At 47.7% G+C, this 20,539-nt stretch carries 16 protein-coding genes; 14 read left to right on the top strand and 2 right to left on the bottom strand.

Annotation, left to right across the window (positions count from 1 at the left end):
• Positions 1 to 2 precede the first annotated feature (2 nt).
• From EXY20_RS29510 to EXY20_RS29450, 13 genes are all read left to right on the top strand, one after another.
• Positions 3 to 1,595 (top strand): response regulator transcription factor, encoded by a 1,593-nt coding sequence (locus EXY20_RS29510; protein WP_135555951.1) that lies wholly within the window; start codon positions 3 to 5, stop codon positions 1,593 to 1,595.
• A gap of 9 nt (positions 1,596 to 1,604) precedes the next feature.
• Positions 1,605 to 3,440, top strand: a complete 1,836-nt coding sequence (locus EXY20_RS29505) for a cache domain-containing sensor histidine kinase (RefSeq protein WP_135555950.1) — start codon at positions 1,605 to 1,607, stop codon at positions 3,438 to 3,440.
• A 269-nt stretch (positions 3,441 to 3,709) separates the two neighbouring features.
• Complete coding sequence (locus tag EXY20_RS29500) at positions 3,710 to 4,654, top strand: ABC transporter permease subunit (protein ID WP_135555948.1); 945 nt, start codon at positions 3,710 to 3,712, stop codon at positions 4,652 to 4,654.
• A gap of 38 nt (positions 4,655 to 4,692) precedes the next feature.
• On the top strand, positions 4,693 to 5,583 hold the full coding sequence (locus tag EXY20_RS29495; RefSeq protein WP_235886252.1) for a carbohydrate ABC transporter permease: 891 nt from the start codon (positions 4,693 to 4,695) through the stop codon (positions 5,581 to 5,583).
• 222 nt (positions 5,584 to 5,805) lie between these two features.
• Positions 5,806 to 7,317, top strand: a complete 1,512-nt coding sequence (locus EXY20_RS29490) for a DUF6298 domain-containing protein (protein WP_135555946.1) — start codon at positions 5,806 to 5,808, stop codon at positions 7,315 to 7,317.
• A gap of 26 nt (positions 7,318 to 7,343) precedes the next feature.
• On the top strand, positions 7,344 to 8,333 hold the full coding sequence (locus tag EXY20_RS29485; protein WP_167859614.1) for a hydroxyacid dehydrogenase: 990 nt from the start codon (positions 7,344 to 7,346) through the stop codon (positions 8,331 to 8,333).
• Between the two features lie 36 nt (positions 8,334 to 8,369).
• Positions 8,370 to 9,776 carry a sialate O-acetylesterase gene (locus EXY20_RS29480; RefSeq protein WP_135555943.1) on the top strand — a complete coding sequence of 469 codons (1,407 nt, stop codon included), beginning with the start codon at positions 8,370 to 8,372 and terminating at the stop codon, positions 9,774 to 9,776.
• 43 nt (positions 9,777 to 9,819) lie between these two features.
• Complete coding sequence (locus EXY20_RS29475; RefSeq protein ID WP_135555941.1) at positions 9,820 to 10,830, top strand: Gfo/Idh/MocA family protein; 1,011 nt, start codon at positions 9,820 to 9,822, stop codon at positions 10,828 to 10,830.
• A gap of 207 nt (positions 10,831 to 11,037) precedes the next feature.
• Complete coding sequence (locus EXY20_RS29470) at positions 11,038 to 11,988, top strand: carbon-nitrogen hydrolase family protein (RefSeq protein ID WP_135555940.1); 951 nt, start codon at positions 11,038 to 11,040, stop codon at positions 11,986 to 11,988.
• 31 nt (positions 11,989 to 12,019) lie between these two features.
• Positions 12,020 to 13,003, top strand: a complete 984-nt coding sequence (locus EXY20_RS29465) for an alpha/beta hydrolase (RefSeq protein ID WP_135555938.1) — start codon at positions 12,020 to 12,022, stop codon at positions 13,001 to 13,003.
• A gap of 82 nt (positions 13,004 to 13,085) precedes the next feature.
• Positions 13,086 to 14,330, top strand: coding sequence for a transposase (locus EXY20_RS29460; RefSeq protein ID WP_235886251.1), 1,245 nt, complete (start codon positions 13,086 to 13,088; stop codon positions 14,328 to 14,330).
• 1 nt (position 14,331) lies between these two features.
• Positions 14,332 to 15,765, top strand: coding sequence for an RHS repeat domain-containing protein (locus EXY20_RS29455; protein ID WP_135555936.1), 1,434 nt, complete (start codon positions 14,332 to 14,334; stop codon positions 15,763 to 15,765).
• 99 nt (positions 15,766 to 15,864) lie between these two features.
• Positions 15,865 to 16,983 (top strand): RHS repeat domain-containing protein, encoded by a 1,119-nt coding sequence (locus EXY20_RS29450; RefSeq protein WP_135555934.1) that lies wholly within the window; start codon positions 15,865 to 15,867, stop codon positions 16,981 to 16,983.
• Here the strand turns inward: EXY20_RS29450 and istB are convergent.
• Together istB and istA are read right to left on the bottom strand one after the other, a co-directional pair.
• The gene (istB, locus tag EXY20_RS29445) at positions 16,967 to 17,707 is read right to left on the bottom strand and encodes an IS21-like element helper ATPase IstB (RefSeq protein ID WP_235886250.1); all 741 of its coding nucleotides are present in this window, start codon (positions 17,705 to 17,707) and stop codon (positions 16,967 to 16,969) included. The two genes, EXY20_RS29450 and istB, sit on opposite strands and share 17 nt — an antisense overlap.
• Entirely contained in the window at positions 17,708 to 19,159 is a 1,452-nt protein-coding gene (gene istA, locus EXY20_RS29440) for an IS21 family transposase (RefSeq protein WP_207671354.1), read from the bottom strand. It lies immediately after the preceding gene.
• A gap of 304 nt (positions 19,160 to 19,463) precedes the next feature.
• Between istA and EXY20_RS40520 the strand changes: the two genes are divergently transcribed.
• Complete coding sequence (locus EXY20_RS40520; RefSeq protein ID WP_135555930.1) at positions 19,464 to 20,534, top strand: RHS repeat-associated core domain-containing protein; 1,071 nt, start codon at positions 19,464 to 19,466, stop codon at positions 20,532 to 20,534.
• The last annotated feature ends 5 nt before the right edge of the window (positions 20,535 to 20,539 follow it).

Genomic DNA, 20,539 nt, shown 5'->3' with positions numbered 1-20,539 from the left:
CTATGTACGGTGCAATCATAGCAGAAGATGAAATGCTTGTAAGAGTAGGTTTAAAGAGCTTGATCAATTGGAATGAGCTGGGACTGGCCCTGCTGTCCGATGCATCCAACGGTCAGGAGGCATTTGACATGTATAACGAATACAAGCCCGACATTATTATCACCGATATCAAGATGCCCAAAATGGACGGGATCGAACTGATGAAAAAGATCAGAGAAACCGACCGGAGAGTAAGAATCATTATCCTGACATGCCTGGAAGAGTTTGAAATGATTAAGAAGGCTATGGAGCTTGAAGTGGATGGATATATCGTTAAGCTAACCATGACCTCTAAAGAAATGGAGACTGTGCTTCGCAGGGCAATAGGTAAGTTAAAGGAATTAGGTGTGCCCGATAAGGAGGACTCAAGCAAAAGCAGCCTTCATTCGGATGAAAAGATATGTGAAGTTTGTAAACAATACTTTGTAGAGTTTAACTATAATAGTGAAGAGTTTGACAAAAATCTTGACCAGCAAGGCGTCAAGCTAAAAGGCAAAAAAATAGCAATAGCAGTGATGCAGATAGACCATTACGGAATTTTCCAAAGTAAATATGAAAAGAAGGATGGAAAAAGTCCAGACGTTTCAATTTTGGATCTGATAGGGGAAGTTGCTAAAAAAAGTCATGACAGTTATGTAATCAATCTAAGCCTTTCCAAATATATGATCGTATTTATTATGGAAGGAATAGTAAGTGAGTCTAGAGTTAATGATATTGCTGGCAATACGATACTAAACATAAGAAATGCGTTGAAACGGTATTTTGATCTATCGGTTTCGTTTGGTATAAGTTCCATAAGGAATGATACCAGGAAGCTGGATACCTTGTATCCTGAAGCAGTAGCAGCATTGGAGTTCAGACTATTCAGCGGTATAGGAACCGTCAATTACCTTAACGAGCAAGCGAATAAAAGTACTATACGAGAAAAGTTGGATAAGCTAAGGGTCCCTCCACCTCTTCTGGATCGACTTGGATGTGCTGGAGAGTATAAAAGCAGAGTGGACCATTTTATAGCTGACGGCAGCTTCCTGATTGAAAATGTAAGGAACTTTTTTATTCATCTCCTGCAAATGACCGCATTGAGTTCTCAAATTGACAAGACCATTTTCGAAGATTTAGTCATTAGTTATTCAGGTATCATGAATGAGTGTGAAACGTTTGATGAAATGTACGCCACATATGAAGACTTTATTAAGAGTGCGGTTAACAGAAATAAAGAGCGGATCGCCTTCAGCAAAGGGATTCTCGATGCCGTTGAATATATAAAGCGACATTATAGTGAAGATATAACGCTGAACCATCTTGCTGATTTGGTGAATTTGAGCCCAAACTATTTTTCTGCTTTGTTTAAAAAAGAACTGAATATGAATTTTTCGGAGTATATGATTAATTACCGAATTGAGAGAGCGAAGGAGTTGTTGCTGGGCACCCGCCTGCTCGCTTACGAAATTTCACAGCGGGTAGGGTTTACGGATGGGGCTTATTTTAGCCGAACCTTTAAGAAGGTCACGGGTTTAAGTCCGAACGAGTATCGAAAAAAGTGGTTGGAAAGGTAATCAAGCTGCATGAACATTCGGATCAAAAACAAACTATTCAGTTTGAAAACCGAATTATTAGCCACAATAGCGATTGTATGTATGCTAGTCCTTCTTGCTACTTCCTATGGAAGCTATAATGCCATCTTTCACATATTGAGCAGCAGGACCGAGGAGCAGACCGTCCAACAACTTAGGCAGATCGAGTACAATATCGCCAACTTGGTTGAAGATATCGGGGACGCGCATGCCCAATTGCTGGCCAGTACGGAGGTACAGGCGTTTCTAGAGAAGGATGAGCAGGATACCCCCGAGTCCATCTATATTAATATTGATTTGGTAGCCGCTGTAAGCGAAATGCTCAACTATTACACGTTTATCGATTCCATCGATCTATTTACCGAGCGTGGCGAGGCGTATTACATTTCCAGGCAACGGAACTCCAGATTGGATTTGAATGAGAAAGAAAACTTGATCCTTGATTCCGAGATTTATAAAGAAGCTGTGAGCCATTTTCCGAGTACGGTATGGAAAGCAGGTTTAAAGAGGGAGACGACTCCATTCTATAACGATAAAATCAGCAATCCGGATATGCATGTAATATCGGCTGTAAAATGCACCAGATCTGTGTATAACAGCAAAAATAATGTAATCGCTATCAATGTAAACGAGAAATACCTGTCTGACTTGTATAATAAGTTTACCGATGAGAACAATGCACTCAATGTGTACACGCTTGTGGAGAATGAGGATTGGATACCGGTCAATATGGAAATAAGCACGGCCAAACGGAATCGACTCTTGGAGGAGTTGAATTCCAATTCCGTCAGGTCTTTCGGTCAAATAACCTATTCGGATAGTGCAGACGAACCGGAGACCAATCTATTCTATTACCGAATCCAGAACTTAAACTGGACGCTTGTAAGGGAGATCCCCCTTAATGAAGTATCGGATGACGTAAAGTTGCTGAGGAGTATTATGATCGTGACTTTCGCGCTCAGTTTCCTGGTTATCCTCTTGATGACATATTTCTGGATCAATCGAAGACTGAAGCCGATCTATAAGTTGTCGAGGGCGATGCTGGATGCGGGAAAAGGCAATTTCGGCAAGACGCTTAAGCGGATTCCGAGAAACGAGATCGGACTTCTAATCAAGCAATTCAATACCATGTCGGTCAATATACTTCATCTGCTTGAGGAGAACCGACAAATGGAGGATGAGAAGAGGGTACAGGAGGTGAAAGCTTTACAGGCCCAGATCAATCCTCATTTTCTCTATAACACCTTAAATGCGATCAAGTACATGGCTATTGTTTCCGGGGCTCAGAACGTGGCGGAAAGCATCACGATTCTCGGCAACATCATCAGGCCGATCTTCAAGGAAAGATCGATCATGTATCAACTGCGTGAAGAAATCGAGTTTGTTAGAAACTATATTGAAATCCTCAATATCCGCTTTGGCAATAACATATCTCTGAAGTATGAGATAAGCGAGCAGTGTCTGGATTGTAAAGTTCCCAGGTTCCTATTGCAGCCCATTATTGAGAACAGTATTATACACGGGATAGAGACCTCGGATAGCGAGGAAATCATTTCGATTTCCGTAATTAGTGAAAGCGATTCCTTGATCCTGGCGATCACGGACAGCGGCATTGGCATGGACGAAGGAAAGGTCAGGGAGTTAAATGATAGTCTAAGAAACCCGGTAACGGAAACCAATGAGGGAGCGGGTATCGGAATCCGCAACGTGAATAGAAGGATTCAACTGCATTACGGAAAACAATACGGCTTGACGATAGAAAGCCGTCTTCATGAAGGCACCCAAGTATTCGTCAAGATACCTCCGACATACGAGGAGAAGGGGTAGAAAAGTTTGAATCGGAAAATTCGTAAGAAAATACAAGAAAATAATAAACAAAAACAATAATCCAAGTGGAGGATTGCGTGCGCAAATTCGTTGTGGCTTGAGTGGTAATCCAGTTCAATAACCTAGTAGGATCGTTCATATACTTGCATGTGGGCAAAGCTATAATTAAATATGAGGAGTTTGACACCGGTTACATGGAGTTATTCCCAACCGGTGTTTTCATTTCTAGGGGTACAAATATAGTATGAATCCAGAAGGGGGAAACAGGCTTGGAAGTAACCATAGAACCAGCAAAGCCGGGAACGGTGAAGAAAAAAAGAGGTCGAAGAGATTATACTTTGCTGCTATATGCGGCACCGGTTTTGATCTATACGATTATTTTCAAATTTATACCACTGGTTGGATGGAGCTTGTCTTTTTATGAGTATAAGTTGGGTTTTAAATTATCACAACTTGATTTTGTCGGCTTAAAATACTTTAAGTATCTCGTTGAGGACTTTCCCTATATTAAAAGTGTGCTTATTAATACTTTGGCCATGAGCGGATTAATGCTTTTGAACGCTCCAATAGCGATATTTCTTTCCATAATGTTGAATGAGGTGCGATCAAGAAAAGCCAGAAACTTTGTTCAGACGATAATTACGTTACCTCACTTTGTAAGTATGGTAATTGTGTACTCCCTATTCTATGCCATGTTCTCCTATGGCGGAGCCTTAAATGAAATTCTGACTTCATGGAATCTGATTCAAGAGCCCCTAAATATTTTGGGGAATTCGGCTTTAGCCTGGCCATTCCAGTTCTTTGTAAGTGTGTGGAAAGAGGTTGGGTGGGGCACGATTGTATATTTAGCGGCGATAGCCGGCATCGATCAGGAGTTGTATGATGCTGTTGAAATCGATGGATGCGGCAGGCTGGGGAGAATTTTGCATATCACGATACCGGGAATCATTCCGACTTTCCTTGTTCTACTTCTGTTAAGGTTAACCTCTATTCTGAATAATGGCGGATTATGGGAACAGGTCTTCGTGTTCATGAACCCATTAATCCAGGAAAAGGTGGAAATTCTCAGCTATTACACTTACAGAATGGGCATTGTAACGGGAGATTATTCTTATGCGACAACCATGGATATGCTAAACTCGCTTATCAGTTTGATGTTTTTATTCGGTGCAAATGCACTGGCAAAGAAATTGAGAGGAAATTCACTCATTTAAGAACGCCATTCTGCAGACTTAAGAAGGGGGGATTCTACGTGCATAGAAGGACAACAAAATGGGACATAGCATTTAACGGATCAAACTTCATTTTACTTGCTGCAATGACGCTTATGTGCCTGTATCCCTTCTATTATATTATCATCTACTCGATCAGTGACCCGGTGCAGGCGCTAAGAGGTATAGCCTTTCTACCGCGAGGATTTACTTTAGAGACCTATGTGAAAATTTTGCAGCTTGAAGATATTTCCCATGCATTCTTTATTTCGATTACTAGAACGGTAATTGGTTCAACGGTCACAGTTGGATGCAGCACCTTTTTCGCTTATCTGGTTACCAGGGACGATATGCCTTATAGAAGTCTCGTATATAGAATCGTAATTGCGTCCACCTATTTACATGCCGGCATGATTCCGAATTATTTGTTGATCAAACATATTGGGTTGAGAGACTCTTTCCTAGTTTATATCATACCAGGTCTTATCTCGGCCTATTTTGTAATTTTGGTTAAGACTTACATCGAATCCCTTCCGAAGTCGCTTGAAGAGTCGGCGATGATCGATGGGGCTACAACAAGGCAGATCTTCATGAGTGTTATATTTCCGCTATGCAAACCGATCGTGGCTACTATTTCGGTGTTTTCCGTGGTAGGGGACTGGAACAGTTATATGGATAATTATCTTTACGTGAATAACCCCAACCTCAATACCATTCAATTGCTCTTGTACAAATACATGCAGCAGGCGCAAAGCTTTGTTAGTCTGTCCCGTGAGGATATGGAGAATATGACTCCTGGCCAGTACAATATTACTCCTGAAACGGTCAGAATGACAATTACAGTAGTGGTTACACTCCCGATCATGTTCGTATATCCATTCTTCCAGAGATTTTTTGTTAAAGGAATCATGATGGGCTCCGTTAAAGGTTGATAACATGAGTAGCAATTATCAACCCCTGCGGTCCTTTATAGAATGACGGCTGGCTTCAGTCCCAAGGTGACTGGAACAGGCCAGGAGATACTAACAATCGCCAATTTCATTTCCAGTGGAGTCGGAGTTACCCTGATGCCTCGGGATATAGTGGAATTGTTAAAGTTTATTCCAATTAAAGGGGTTTGAGAATGTGTTGCTATACAGCACGATTTCAGCGGTATGGAACGATGCGGATCGAACCTCAATAACGGAATTAGCTTTGCTGTTGATGCAACAATGAAAGGAAAAATCGATATGAATAAATGGATAAATGGCTCCTTGCGCTATAATGCGACCAATCCGAGATATTTCACGGATGATTCAGGCAAGTCCATATACTTGGCCGGTTCCCATACATGGGCGGTCATGCAGGATATGTGGCTTGAGCCGCAGCCTCGGAAAAATATGGGGTATGACGCCTTCTTGCAAATGCTAGTAGACCATGGACATAACTTTCTCCGTTATTGGCAATGGATGCAAACCAAACATGCAGCTTGGTCGGAGACTCCGATTTTGTTTGATCCGCAGCCTTATGCCCGTACCGGCCCGGGTACGGCAAACGACGGAGAGCCGAAATTCGATCTGTCGAAATGGAATGAGCCTTACTTCTTCCGCTTGAGAGAACGTGTTCGGCAAGCCGGAGACAGAGGCATCTATGTAGCGATTATGCTGTTTGAGGGATGGAGCATCAAAAATTCTTCAACGGCTCAAGAAAGCTCATGGGGTTACTGCCCCATGAATCCTGCCAACAATATCAACTCGATCACGGATGATGTCACTATAAGGAATGGAAGGCCGTGGAATTTCTTTTCGATGAACTGTCCACAGATTCTGCAGTGGCAAAAAGCGTATGTAAAAAAAGTGATAGAGACCGTAAACGACCTGGACAATGTGCTATATGAAATATGCAACGAGATGCCTCATACCAAGGAAGCGCTTGAGTGGCAAACTCATATTTGCGATTACGTGCATGAGGTTGAACGGAGCATGCCGAGGCAGCATCCCGTAGGCATTACTCCTGAAGGAACTTGCCAGGACACTGAGGAGCTGTATGCTACGAATGCGGACTGGATCTCTCCGAGTTGCGGTCCGGTTTTTGAATATCGCTGCAACCCTCCAGCGGCAGATGGGAGAAAAGTGATTATTAATGACACCGACCATATCTGGGGCCATGGCGGGGAAGTAGCATGGATATGGAAGAATTTCACGAGAGGTATCAACGTAATCTTTATGGACCCTTGGGAGCCCATTGCCGGTGGCAATCAACGTAAGAGCTGGTTGGACAGAAATGTTTCCAAGAACTCGCGCTACTATTATGCATGGGATCCGCTTCGCCGGAATTTGGGCTATACAGTGGAGTTGGCAAGGAGAATGGACTTAAACGCTTGCATTCCACGCAATGAGCTGTGCACCTCCACGTACTGCCTGGCCAATCCCGGTTATGAATATGTAATTTTTCTGCCTGCGGGCGGAACGGAAGGGGTGGACTTAAGAGGGGAAAAATGTACTTATGAAATTGAATGGTTAAACCCTCATACCGGGATCACAACCAATGGCGGAGGCATTACGGAAGAGGAATGGAGGAATACCGTTCCGGAAATGACGGTTGTCGGGGGAAAACGGTATTTGATCCATGCTCCTTTTGAAGGACCCGCAGTGCTGTACTTGCGCAGAAGAGAGATCACGGGATGATACGAAAGAGAAGGAAAGCCATCTACTTGGCGGAGTTGGAGAGTAGTAAGCTTTTCGAGGTGTTCGATGCGGCAACCCGGTGCCGGCTAGAGCAAGAGATGGACTTCTACCCGACATTCATCAATCAGAGCAACTTGGAAGAACACAAGGAGCAACTGCATGATGTAGAAGTTGCTTTCAGCACATGGGGGATTGCCAAGTTCACCGAGGCTGAGCTGCAGCAGTATTTGCCGAATCTGAAAATCGTGTTGTATGGAGCTGGATCAGTTCAACATTTCGCCCGACCGTTTCTGGCCCGGAACGTCATTGTGGTAAGCTCCTGGGCGGCCAATGCGGTGCCCGTGGCGGAATTTACAGTTGCGACGATCGTGTTGGCGAACAAAGGCTTTTTTAATAACGCTAGGCAATACAAACAAAACGGGCACAAGCAGGCAGCCGCCGTGAAAGGCCGTTATAAGGGCAATTACGGGGCGACAGTAGGCTTATTGGGAGCGGGGATGATTGGCCAATTGGTTATCGGGATGCTCAGTAACTACAACCTTTCTATCAAAGTGTTCGACCCATTCCTTTCGGACGAGAAGGCAGCCGAACTTGGTGTAATGAAAAGCGGATTAATCGATATTTTTTCTACCTGCGATACGATATCGAACCATCTGGCCAACTTGCCGGAAACGCAGGGCATTCTCCACAAGGAGCATTTCAGTCGCATGAAGCCATACGCCACATTTGTCAATACGGGTCGTGGAGCACAGGTAGTGGAGGAGGATCTGATCCAAGCACTGAAGGACGAACCGGGGCGATACGCGTTGCTCGATGTCACATTCCCTGAGCCAGTAGTCGAGGGCAGTGAGTTGATGACGTTGGACAACGTCATCCTCACATCACACATCGCAGGAAGCATGAATGCCGAGGTAGCGCGACTGGGACAATACGCCGCGGAGGAGTTCGAGCGGTATCGGAACGGGGAGTCGTTACGATACAGGGTTACACTGGATATGCTGGCGACGATGGCCTGAGGAGACTGGAGAAGCGATCGAGGAGGGTTGTCGTTCATGTCGCAAATCGGAGTTATCATTATGCAGGGTCCGCAGCATTGGTCGATCGTACAGCAACGGGACAGTTACGGGACAATCGCTTTGTCGGGAACCTGGGCGGTTTCGACTACTGCCGCTGAGGGCGGAAGACAAGTGTACGCACGCGTCGTGGACGAATCGACCGGAGCTGCCATCGTCGAATGGAAGGCGGCGACGATGCAAGCTTCCCAGGGGTGGGAGATAGAGATCACGCAGGTGCCTGCCGGCGGGTTGTATCGCATTGAGACTTGTCTTCAGACGAACGCGAATCCGGAGATCGAATGGGCGTCGCGCGGAGATATGATCCATCACGTAGGGGTCGGCGACCTCTGGATCATCGCAGGCCAGAGCAATGCGGCGGGGTATGGAAGAGGCCCCGTACTGGACCCGCCCGAAATCGGCATTCATTTGTTGCGGCACAGCGGGAGATGGGATCTGGCGACGCATCCGTTTAACGAATCGACCGATACGATTCATCCCGCTAATCGGGAGAGAGCCAATCCGGGCCATTCGCCGTTTCTGGCGTTCGCTAAGATTGTCAAGCGACACACTGGATATCCGATCGGGTTGATTCAGACGGCGCTCGGCGGCTCGGCGCTGCGGGCATGGAATCCGGAGCAAGAGGGACATTTGTACCGCAATATGATCGATATTGTCAGCGCGGCAGGCGGCTCCGTTGCCGGCATGGTCTGGTACCAAGGCTGCAGCGACTGCATTCCGAGTGAGCGGGATACATACGCCGCCCGCTTCCGCGTTTTCGTCGAGCGGCTTCGCGCCGACTTGGGGAACGAGGCGCTCCCGGTCATTACGGTACAACTGAATCGGAAAACGGGGCCGGTTACGAGCGCCGAAGAGAACCTGTCATGGGGGACTGTCCGGGAGCAACAACGCGTCGCGGCGCGCGTTATTCCGCATGTGTCCATCGTGCCGGCGATCGACTGTCCTCTTTCCGACGAGATCCATAACAGTTCAGCAGGCAACCTGTTGATTGGAGAGCGAATGGCGAGATCCGCCATTGCTACGGTTTACGGCGGTCATCTCCATTATCAGGCGCCTGAGGTCGCAAGCGCTGTTTACAGCATTGACTCTGGTATCCCTGAGGAGCCTGCAATTTTAGTGAGCTATGCGTTTGTCGGCGGTTACTTGCTGCATACCGGACAGCAGGCTCCGCTGTACGCGGTCGAAGACGAAGCGGGGGATGTGCCTGTTCTTGCATGGACGATATTCGGTCGTGACACAGTAAGGCTGACACTTGGTCGTCCGCTCGTCGGACATGGCTATATTAATGGCGGAGCCGAACGCAACCCATCGACATACCTGCCGCTCGACAGCTTGACTTATATGCCGCCACTTTCTTTCTTCCGTTATCCGGTGACGCTTTCATAAAACAGATCCTGTTGTACAGGGTCGATAAAGGACTGGTGAATCCATGAAAACAGTAAAAGTAGGGATTATCGGCTGCGGCCACCTTGGCAGGACTCATGCGGAATGCGTCGGTCAACTGGAAGGCGCGTACTTATCCGCCTATTGTGATGTGTTCGAGGAGAATGCCATCAAGCTGCTGGAGAAATTCGGCGGCGACTATGCAACGAGTGACGTGCAGAGGCTGCTGGATGATACATCCATCGACGCACTGTACATCACGACCCTGCATGACTCCCATGCGGAGCTCAGTATCCAGGCGTTGAACGCTGGCAAGCACGTGTTGGTTGAGAAGCCGCTCTCGATGAGCTTGGAGGACTGCTTGCGCATCGGAGAGGCGGTTACCCGAAGCAGGAAAAAGCTGTTCACGGCGTTTAAGATGAGGTACTTCGACATGCTGTGGAAGGCGAAGGAGCTGATTCCGGAACCGTTGGTTGTCACTATGCAAATGATGGACAACCGTTGGCCGGACAATATGTGGGCGAACGACCCGGTTAAGGGCGGAGGCAATGTCATCAGCCAAGGCTGCCATTCGACCGATATTATGCGCTATGTGGCGGGATCCGAGCCTGTAGAAGTATACGCTGCAGGCGGCAACTACTATCAACCGACCGGTGTGGTTGATAATCTGGTGGCGGTCTACCGATTTGCCAATGGTGCAGCCGGAAATCTGGTGCAAGGCGACTGCCGGTGTCCGGAGCAGACGAGCAAGTTTTTCATGCAGCTGTTCGCAAAGGACAAGTCGATTACGATCTGCGATCGACTAACGACTTTAACGTATCAAGAGGATGGCGAGCCTACAGTAGTGTACAAGGGCAGCGAATCGGGCTTTTTGGAAGAAAACCGGGCCTTTCTGCAATGCATCAGGGAAGACACGCCGCCGCTCATCAACCATGTGGACGGGTTGTACGCAACTTTGATGATCCTGCAAGCGATCGCGTCGCTGCAGAGCGGCAAGCCGGAGCCCATTCAGGCGGTTGTGGAACAAGCTTTGTCGGGATCGACTCAGGCGGTCTAACGCCAGTCAAGAACGAATGCGGGAACGGAGTAGAGGAGGTAACGCGGGCAAGCTCTCGCAGGATCGCGGTGGAGTTCCGGTCGCATGGAGCGATATTCCAGACGATTATTCCCGCTACGCCGGATCCGCATTCGCCGCGCACAATAAAGCGCTCAAATTCCCGGCTGTAAAAAAATTGCAACGATCGGCGCGAAGGGAGGCATATGTATGGCGCGTTATATCACGATCAGTTGCCTGGGACCGGCTCCCCTGCAGTTGGAGGCCAGTGTCGGGCCGCAGGAAGCGGTCGACCTCATGATCGAGCATTGGCGCAGGCTTCTGGATCGCGTGCTTCCGGACCGACCGGACATCGTCGTTTTGCCGGAAGCATGCGATCGACCGTTTAAGGGGACATATCCGAAAGAACGACGCATGGCTTACTATGAACGAAGAGGAACCCAAGTCGCCGATTTTCTCATTAGTACGGCGACGGAGCATCGTTGCTATGTGACGTACCCGGCTCATCTACAGGTAGAAGACGGCAACTGGCGCAACGCGATGCGCCTGTTCGGGCGCAATGGCGAGACCGTCGGGACTTATCACAAAAATCATCTCGTCCCTTCCGAAAACAAAGAAAACGGTATTTTGTACGGAAAGGAAGCTCCTCTATTCGAATGCGATTTCGGCCGAGTGGCTACCGCTATTTGCTTCGATTTGAATTTTAACGCCTTGCGTCGACAGTATGAAGCGGCAAAGCCCGATCTAATTGTCTTTCCATCCATGTACCACGGCGGGCTCATGCAAGGCTATTGGGCCTATTCTTGCCGATCTTACTTTGCCGGCGCTATCTCGGGGCAACCTTGCACGATTGTATCGCCACTAGGGGAAACGGTGGCGAAAAGCACGAACTACTACCCTTTTGTGACGACGAAAGTAAATATGGACCGGGTAGTGCTGCATATCGATGAGAACGGAACCAAATTCCAAGCGATCAAAAACAAGTACGGGCCTGAGGTGATCATTCACGATCCGGGTTATCTTGGCAGTGTTCTGCTGTCAAGCGAGTCGGAGGCATTCACCGCGATGGACATCGTCGCAGAATTCGAACTGGAGCCGCTGGACGACTACTTCGCACGCGCTTCCGAGCATCGCTGCGCACCGGGGCACATGGAACCCTAATGAATTCGATTTTTGAGGGAGGAAAGAACGGATGCTGGCAGCTATACCCGAGACGCAAGACTCTAAATACACGATACCTCTTTTGCCGGTTAATGTGATGCTGCCGGAATATCCGCTCCCCGAATCGGTTGAGTATGTGCCCGATATAGAATTTGCCAGTGTCGATGGTCGCATGCTCAAGCTGGACTTGTTGAAGCCGGCAGGAGCTTCGGGGAAATGTCCCGTCGTGCTTTACATTCATGGAGGAGGCTGGCACTCCGGCACGCGCAAGGTTTTGCAGCCACTGCCGCTTGCCATGAACGGCTATGCTGTTGTAAGCACAGAATATCGACTGTCCGGGGAAGCTCCGTTTCCGGCCCAGCTGAAGGATTGCCAAGCGGCGATTCACTGGATCGCTCTTCAAGGAGAGGAGTGGGGGTTGGACAAAGGGCGTCTCGGCATCTGGGGAAACTCCGCAGGCGCGCATCTGGCGGCGCTGCTCGGATTGCTCGGTGAGAAAGAGATCCAAGTTGCCGAGTTGCCGGTACCTTGCAACGATAACAGTTGCCATTCCTCCGTACGAGCTGTCGTCGCCTCCGCGGTAGCCGCGGATTTGAACCGGCTGGTTGTTTGGGGGGATGCGGTGAGCGCCATGCTGAAACGGAATAGTAGCGCTTTCGCGCCGTTGCTCGGCGATTCTGGGCAATCACGACAGGTGAAACTGCTGCATCACTCTAGTCTGGATCAACTGTTCGGCGTTCGAGCGGAGGATCATCCGGATTTGCTGAGTCGCGCCAGTCCTGTTGCATGGATCCATCCCGATGCTCCGCCATTCCTTCTCCTGCATGGGGAAGCGGATCTGATTGTACCTGTAATGCAAGCGTACCGCTTCCATAACGCGCTTGAAGCAGCCGGTGCCGAAGCAACGCTGGTCTTGTTGCCGGAACATGAGCACAGCGTGCTCTATGATAGGAGGGGAGAGTATCAGCCTCAAAACATGGCTTATATTCTTTCCTACTTGGACCGTCATTTATAGATGAGGTACTATAAATGCTGGACAGTGAAAAGTTCTCGTCAAAAAATTGACACATGGTAAAACAACCCAATCAAGCGAATCTGTGATATCCTTACGGTTCCTGGGCCGGAAAGGAGAGCAGATCGCTAGAAAGAGTTGCTTGGATAGTTTACCCGATGCTTTTCGAAGTTGCTTCTCCCGCGCCGCAGTATACGAGTGGATTGTCGTAATCGTTGTCGGTCTTATGGTGCGTTCCGATCATCTCGGAGCGACCTCAATTGTGCGGGAGCTTGCGCTGAATCTGCGTCATTACGAGACGATGCTTCATTTCTTTCGTTCCGCCGCCTGGTCGCTGGAATCGCTGCAACTCTCCTGGTACAAAGCGGTGAATCGGAACGCGCCGATCGTACGATACCTCGGATGTGTTTTACTCGTTAGCGATGGCATGAAGAAGTCCAAAGAAGCCAGGTACATGCCGGGTGTGAAAAAGCTGCATCAGGAATCCGAGAATTCATCGAAAGGCGAATACATCTTCGGTCACTTCTTTGGCGCGATTGGCGTGCTGGCCGGTACGGCGGAAAAGTGGTTTTGCTTGCCCTTGTTCCTCAATTTGCAGGACGGCGTAAAAACGATCTTGGGCTGGGACGATTCATCCGAGGAACGGCAAGCCTCCCATGTCGTGCAAGTGATCAATCAAGACTTTACGGCTGCGGGTATCTTTGGCCGGGCGCTGCTTCTGCTTGACCGCTACTACTTGTCCATTCCCGCCCTACAGCGGCTAGCCGAAGGCAACCATACGTATGCGTCCGCTGTACACATCGTAACCCGAGCCAAAATGAATGTCGTTGCCTACGAACCGCCTGCGGCGAAGAAACCAGGGCGGGGGCGTCCGCCAAAGAAAGGCAAGATGGTGAAGCTCGCCGCGTTGTTTCAGACACGCGCAGCCGATTTTCAAACGGCCAAAGTGACGTTCTACGGCAAGGAAGAAACGGTGTCCTATCTGCGTGTAGATTTGTTATGGGGTCAGGGGCTATATCAGAAGCTGAGCTTTGTACTCGTGCGACAAGACGAACGTCTTTCGATTTTTGTCAGCACCGACCTGAGCCTGGAACCCTTGCAGATCCACACCGCATACGGCTATCGCTTCAAGATCGAATGTACATTTCGAGAAATGAAACAAGTCATTGGCGCATTCGGCTACCGCTTCTGGAGTTCGGCCATGCCGAAGCTCAGCCTCTATCGTCGGAAAGGCGATCCGGATCCTTTGGAGCACGTGACAGACGAGCAGCAGCGAAAGCGAATTCGTTTGACCTTGCAAGCCATTGAAGGATTTGTCATGTGCACATAACTTGATTGCAAATTGGGTAAGCTCCACCAATGCGGATAATGGTATCAACAAATTGGCCTTTACGGAGGATGGCGTCGAATACACCTATCAAGATGCAGTAACGTATTATGAGTACGACAGCAACATGAAAGTACCAAAAACGATCGATCGATTCGGATACGAAAATGCGGACTCCTTGATTAGTAATAAAACGACAACCATAATAAGCCCAAGTTCTCCCGCTGCAACGTCGAAGGTATCACAAACCAGGACATATGATACGTGGGGTTATCCACTCAACATTGTTGATAAATTGGGTAATGAGACTACCTATGAGTATGGTGGGCCCTTTCATCAAATTTCAAGCAAAACAATGCGGGCTGAAGATGAAAGTGTAGTACTGGAAGAATTGTATACGTACTTTGCAAGCAATGACAGTGATCCTAATAAAAGAAATCAATTAAGTAAAGTAGAGAGAAAACAAACATATGACCACCCAACGATTTCTGCTACACAACAACACGATTCCATCGTCACAAATTATACAAGTTACAATAGTGACCGAAGGGCATTACAAACAACGGAATCCGGTACAGGGGATCAGTTTGGCTTAACTTCGTCGATCACTCAACGTGACTATACCTATAATGCGAAAGGGCAAGTCTTAACTTCTTCTACGCAAATTACACTGGGAGAAGCGCTCTCGCCTGTCGAGATTTCATTAACGTACGAGTATGATACTTTCGGCAGACTGGTGAGTACAGAATATCCCGATCATACAAAAGTGTTAAATGACTCTTTTGATACATGGAATCGTTTGTTAACCCAAACGCTTGTACCGATAGGGGCGGACAACCGGACAACATCGATTGCCTACGATGACAATCTACGAAAAGTCACGGTTACACTACCCAGTCAGGAGAAACAAATCAGTATTTACTCACCGTTTGGTCAGCAAGTACAATCCATACAGTCTGTACTGGATTCGACCTATGCGGCACAAAGCCGGATTCTTTCGAAAACGATTTTCGATCCCAACAGCCGGGCTATTGTTACAAGTAGACCATATGACAACAGTTCGAATCAAACGATATCCGTCTATGATTCCTTTGGAAGACTTACAAGTGTTACAGAACCACTTGGAAAAACATCTGTGTATTCGTATGCAAATGTTGCTCGAAATATTACAACAGGTATGGAAACTCTTCAAAATGTTGTGAAATCCGTTGAAGCTGATGGAAAAGTACAACTTTCCTTCTACGATCCATATGGTAGATTACTTAATACCATCGTTAAGTCTCCAAATGATTTGAAGAAACGATCGTCTTCTAATGGATATAATACAATTGGACAATCAACTTATAATACGATCAATTCGGGCTCGGTGACTCAGACCACATATTATAAATATGATGGTTGGGGGAATCTATTGTATGTGAAAGACAATGAAGGATAGGAATACGAGTATCGCTACAGTCGGTTTGGATCCGTCTCTTCCAAAAGTATTGAAGGTACTTTGACTCTACAAAAAACATATAATGAAGCCGGCTGGGTAATGATGAAAACTGATGCTGATGGATTTCAAGAACATTTCCAATATAAGAACAATGGATTATTAAGCGATTATACTGACAAAAATGGACAAAAAACGATTTATTCTTATACACCTTTTGGTGAACAAGATAGAATTTCGATTCAAGATGGGGAAGAAACGGAAATATACTGGCAACAGTATAATTATTTCCCTCTTACTCGCTCGATTAAGCAAGCCAGTAATAGTGACAATGAATCGATCGAGTATACGTATAACATGTGGAACTTAAATGACGCAAAAGTTATAGCGGGGAAGGTGTATTCATTCAATTATGATGGTAATGATCGAATGGATACAATTGAGTATCCGGATCACCAAAAAGTAAAGTATACATTTGATGATCTGAGTAGAATTCAAACTGTAAACTATTTGGATGCATCAAATACAGCGATTATGTCACCAGTTACGTATTCCTATACAATATCGAGTGATTTGAATGAAACAGATTCATTATTTGGAAACGGTCTACACCAAAAGGTGAAAAGAGATTCTTTCGATGAATTAATTTCAGTGAATCACTATAACAACAGTTCCACAGCAAATTGGTCAGAGTCATTCAATTATGATGCGATGGGGAATATCGAAACCTGGAATCGGAATTCAACAGTGTATACCTTTCATTATGATGGTTTAAATAGAATTGAAGAGGAAATATTACCCACAGGGCAGAATAATTATGAGTATGATGAAAAAGGAAATAGACAGACGACAAGTACTAGTGCCCCTCAAAAAACTGGATTTGTTAATGAAAACAAGGAGCTTGAATTCAATGCACTTAATCAATTGAAAATAATTACTGACGAGGAATCTGATACAACTGCAGAGTATACGTATTATTGGGATGGTCTTCGAGCTACCAAGTCGGTAAATGGTGAGTTTTCTCGCTATGTGTATGTAGCTGGCAAGGTAATTGATGAACTTGATTGTGTTTTGTCAAGTAGAATTCCTTGGTTTGGTCAACGAAAATTCCCTGGTCGGATCAACGGGTTTTCCTTGGTTTTATCATCGAAAAATCCCTGGTTTGGTCATCAAAAATCCCTGGTCCGTTTCCAATTTGTAACCGTTACTTTTGGCGCATGAGGGCGTGTTTCAAGCGGTAGCTTTCGCCCTCGAATACAACCAGTTGGCCGTGATGCGCCAACCGGTCGATCATCGCGGCCGCCATCTGGTCGTCCGTGAACATGCTGCCCCATTTGGAGAATTCCAGATTCGTCGTCAACACCAGACTCCTCCGTTCGTAGCTGGCGGCCACGACCTGGAACAAGAGCTGCGCGTCTTCCCGGTCCATCGGCAGATAGCCCCATTCGTCAATAATCAGCAGCTCCGTCTTCTCCAAATCCTTCATCGTGCGCTCCAGTGCCCCGGCGCGCTTGCTCTCGCTCAGTCGAGTTACAAGTGTAGCCGCGGTGAAGAAACGAGTCGCCATGCCGAGTTCACAAGCCTTCACGCCCAGCGCAATGGCCAGATGGGTTTTGCCTGTGCCTACCGGCCCGAACAGCACCAGGTTCTTTTTGTCCCGGACAAACTGACACGAGGTCAGTTCGTCCGGATTTAGCGTCGTCGGCAGACGCATGGCGTGAAATTCATAACCTTCCAGCGTTTTGCGGATTGGGAAGGCGGCACGCTGGAACAAACGCGCTTTGCGCAGGCGCTCGCGGTGTTCCAGCTCTTCCCGGAACACTTGGTGCAGAAACTCTTCTTGCTTGGGCGTCGCTTCCAAATCGCAGAGCCGCACGGCATTTTGGCTTAGAATCAGCTGTCTGCAAAATTGGGCAATTTCGCTACGAATCTCGCTTCTGTCCAATCACAGACCTCCTGTCGGTTGGGGCATCAGCGCGTCGTCGTACAATCGCATGTCCGGTCCCGGCGTCGCGGCCGTATCCAGCCCATAGCCGGCGATCCGCGCAGCAATCATCGCCGTGTTTGCCGAGATGCCGTCCGCACGACGGCGTACGATCGTCTCCTGCAAGCTGGTGACCGCCACATCCAACCCGTAGCGTCCGGACAAGTCCTTGACCATGCGCAGCGCGTCCCGGAGGCCGCTGCGGTCCAGATCGTCCATGTAGTCGCGTACGTCGTAGGACATCTGGGAGCGCATCACGCTGTTCTTCCAGGCGCCCGGCTTGGCAATAAGTGCATCGAGCATCGTCAACCAATCGACCGTATCCGTGCGGACGTTGCCAAACTGCCTTGGATGTCTGGAGATGGCGTCGCCCGCCGCGTCGAGCGGTTCTACGAAGTGAGCGCCTACACGCACCACAATCTCCTCCTCGGCCTGCATCGGTGACGACGTGTACGTATGCTTGCCGTCCAGCACAAACTTTCCGTATCCGTTCGTTTTCAAATGCACGTAGCGGCAAGCTTCGAACGGCAGCCGCGGCAGGGGTAGCATCGCTTGACGGTCCGCTTCGAACAGCTCGCAGATCGGCGTCTCCTTCTTGTAGTGCTCGCGGAGGTTGTCCAGGTCGCACATCGTCAGCAAGTCCGTGTTCCACTCCACAAGCGACGGCGCCGACGGCAACGGGACGAAGTAGTTCCGCCGGACATAGCCGACCTTGTTCTCGACGTTGCCTTTTTCATGTCCGCTGGCCGGGTTGCAGAACGTGACCGCGAAGCCGAAGTGCGCCTGAAAGCGCTGAAAGAGCTGCGTCAGCCTGACGGTTTCGCCGATGCGTCTGCCGGCTCCGGTTGCGTTGTCCAGAACCAGACGCTTCGGCACGCCACCGACATGCTGAAACACATCCATCAGTCCCTGACAGAGACATTCCGCCGTCTCACCCAGAAAGCACTGTACGAAGGCCGCATTGCTCTGTGGAAACGATACGACCAGATAACGACAGGCGCTATGGACACCGTTCACAATCACGTCGCATTCGCCGAAGTCGGCTTGCGCCTCGCCCGAATGCCAGTCCAGCTCAAGGAATCCGTTCTTGCTCAGTTGCTGCCGTCCACGCACCAGTCGCACGTAGCGATTGACGGTCGGATACGAGCAATCGAAGGCCGGGTACGTCTTGCATAGCCGATCGTACACGCGCTTGCCGGTATGTCGCTGTTTGTATCGGTTCTGCTCATCTGCTTTCAGCCATGCTTCGATCGTCGCTTTGTATGGATCCAGCTTGGATTCACGCAATTGCGTTTCCGGCGCTTTCGGGGAGAAATCCTCCTGTGCCATGTACTTGCGCACGGTCTTCGGATCCATCCCCAGCTCCTTGGCGATCTGATACGGTCCCAACTGTTGCCGCTGTAACTCTTTCACACGGTGGATCTGCTCCATGCTCTTCGTCATCCTTTCTCCTCCTTGTTGCACACAAGGAGAATTGTGGCCGATCCGATGACGTCGCAGGGATTTCCTCACCCAAGTTATTTTCCAGTTCTGATCAAGGATTTTTCCGTGATCCGATCAGGGATTTCCTGATGATCACACCAAGGAATTTCTATTGATCAAAACCTCCATTTCTATTTGATCATAAACAGAACTTGATAGCGCTGGAAACAGCAAAGCGAGAAATGTTTGGGGGAATACACTGTTATATCGTAAAAACACAACCGCATCACAAACCATGGAAGGGTATTACTTCTTTAATGGTCACGGTGACGTTGTAAAGATTACAGATAAAAATGGTAATATATTAAACACGTACGAATATGACATTTGGGGAAAGGTAATTTCTGAAAGTGAGGTGATGGAAAATCCATATAAATATGCATGCGAAGTCCAAGATAATGAGTCGTCATATATATACTTACGCGCGAGATACTATGATCCAGATACGGGACGATTTATATCAGAAGATACGTACGAAGGCAAGATAGAAAATCCACTTAGTTTGAATTTATATACGTACGGATACAATAACCCGTTGAGATATTTCGACCCGACGGGTAAAGATGCAGCTCATGCCGAATGGGATGCAAATCAGTATACGTACTTGTACGATTTGGCTCACAATAGTCCAAGTGATGGAATAAGAGCATGGGCTCAGGCGGAGTTAGATGCTAACAATGTTTACATTGATCCAACTGAACCAAACAAAGTGTATGCAAATGATGAAGTCTGGGCTGCTAAAAATCCTGCGCCAAGTGCAACTACTTCATCCCCCACTACATCAAACTCACCTACTTCAAGTTCACCTACTTCTGGAACAGAATCTGGGTTCATAGAAGGTGTACCTGCAAACGATCAGAGACCGTATTCAAGTGCGGGTTGTGCAGTTTCATCATTTGTTATGGTTGCCGATTACTATGGTGCTAATACGGATTTTTATACGGTTAGTAAGGATTTTGCAGGAGGAGGAGTTTCAATGAACTTTCAACCCGCGGCAGTGTCAATTGGTATGGATTATACCCGACATGATATAAGCAACACTTACACAGTGCAAAATTTGTATGCAGATGTTCGAACAAATGTCGACGAAAAACATCCAGCTATAATTGGTACCAATGGTTATGATAGCAGAGGCAATCCCAGTACTCACTTTGTAGTTGCAATTGGATACAAAGACGGAGGGAAAACGGATTCAGATATAATAGTTCTAGATCCTTGGGGAGGGGTCCAAACGACACTAGATAAAACACAAATTTATCAAAATAATGGGAGTATATTAAGCATTAGGATATTCACACCAAATTAATTTAC

This window comes from Paenibacillus cymbidii (assembly GCF_004764705.1).
GTDB classification, from domain to species: Bacteria; Bacillota; Bacilli; order Paenibacillales; family NBRC-103111; genus Paenibacillus_AN; species Paenibacillus_AN cymbidii.
This window is presented reverse-complemented; position numbering and strand designations above follow the sequence as displayed.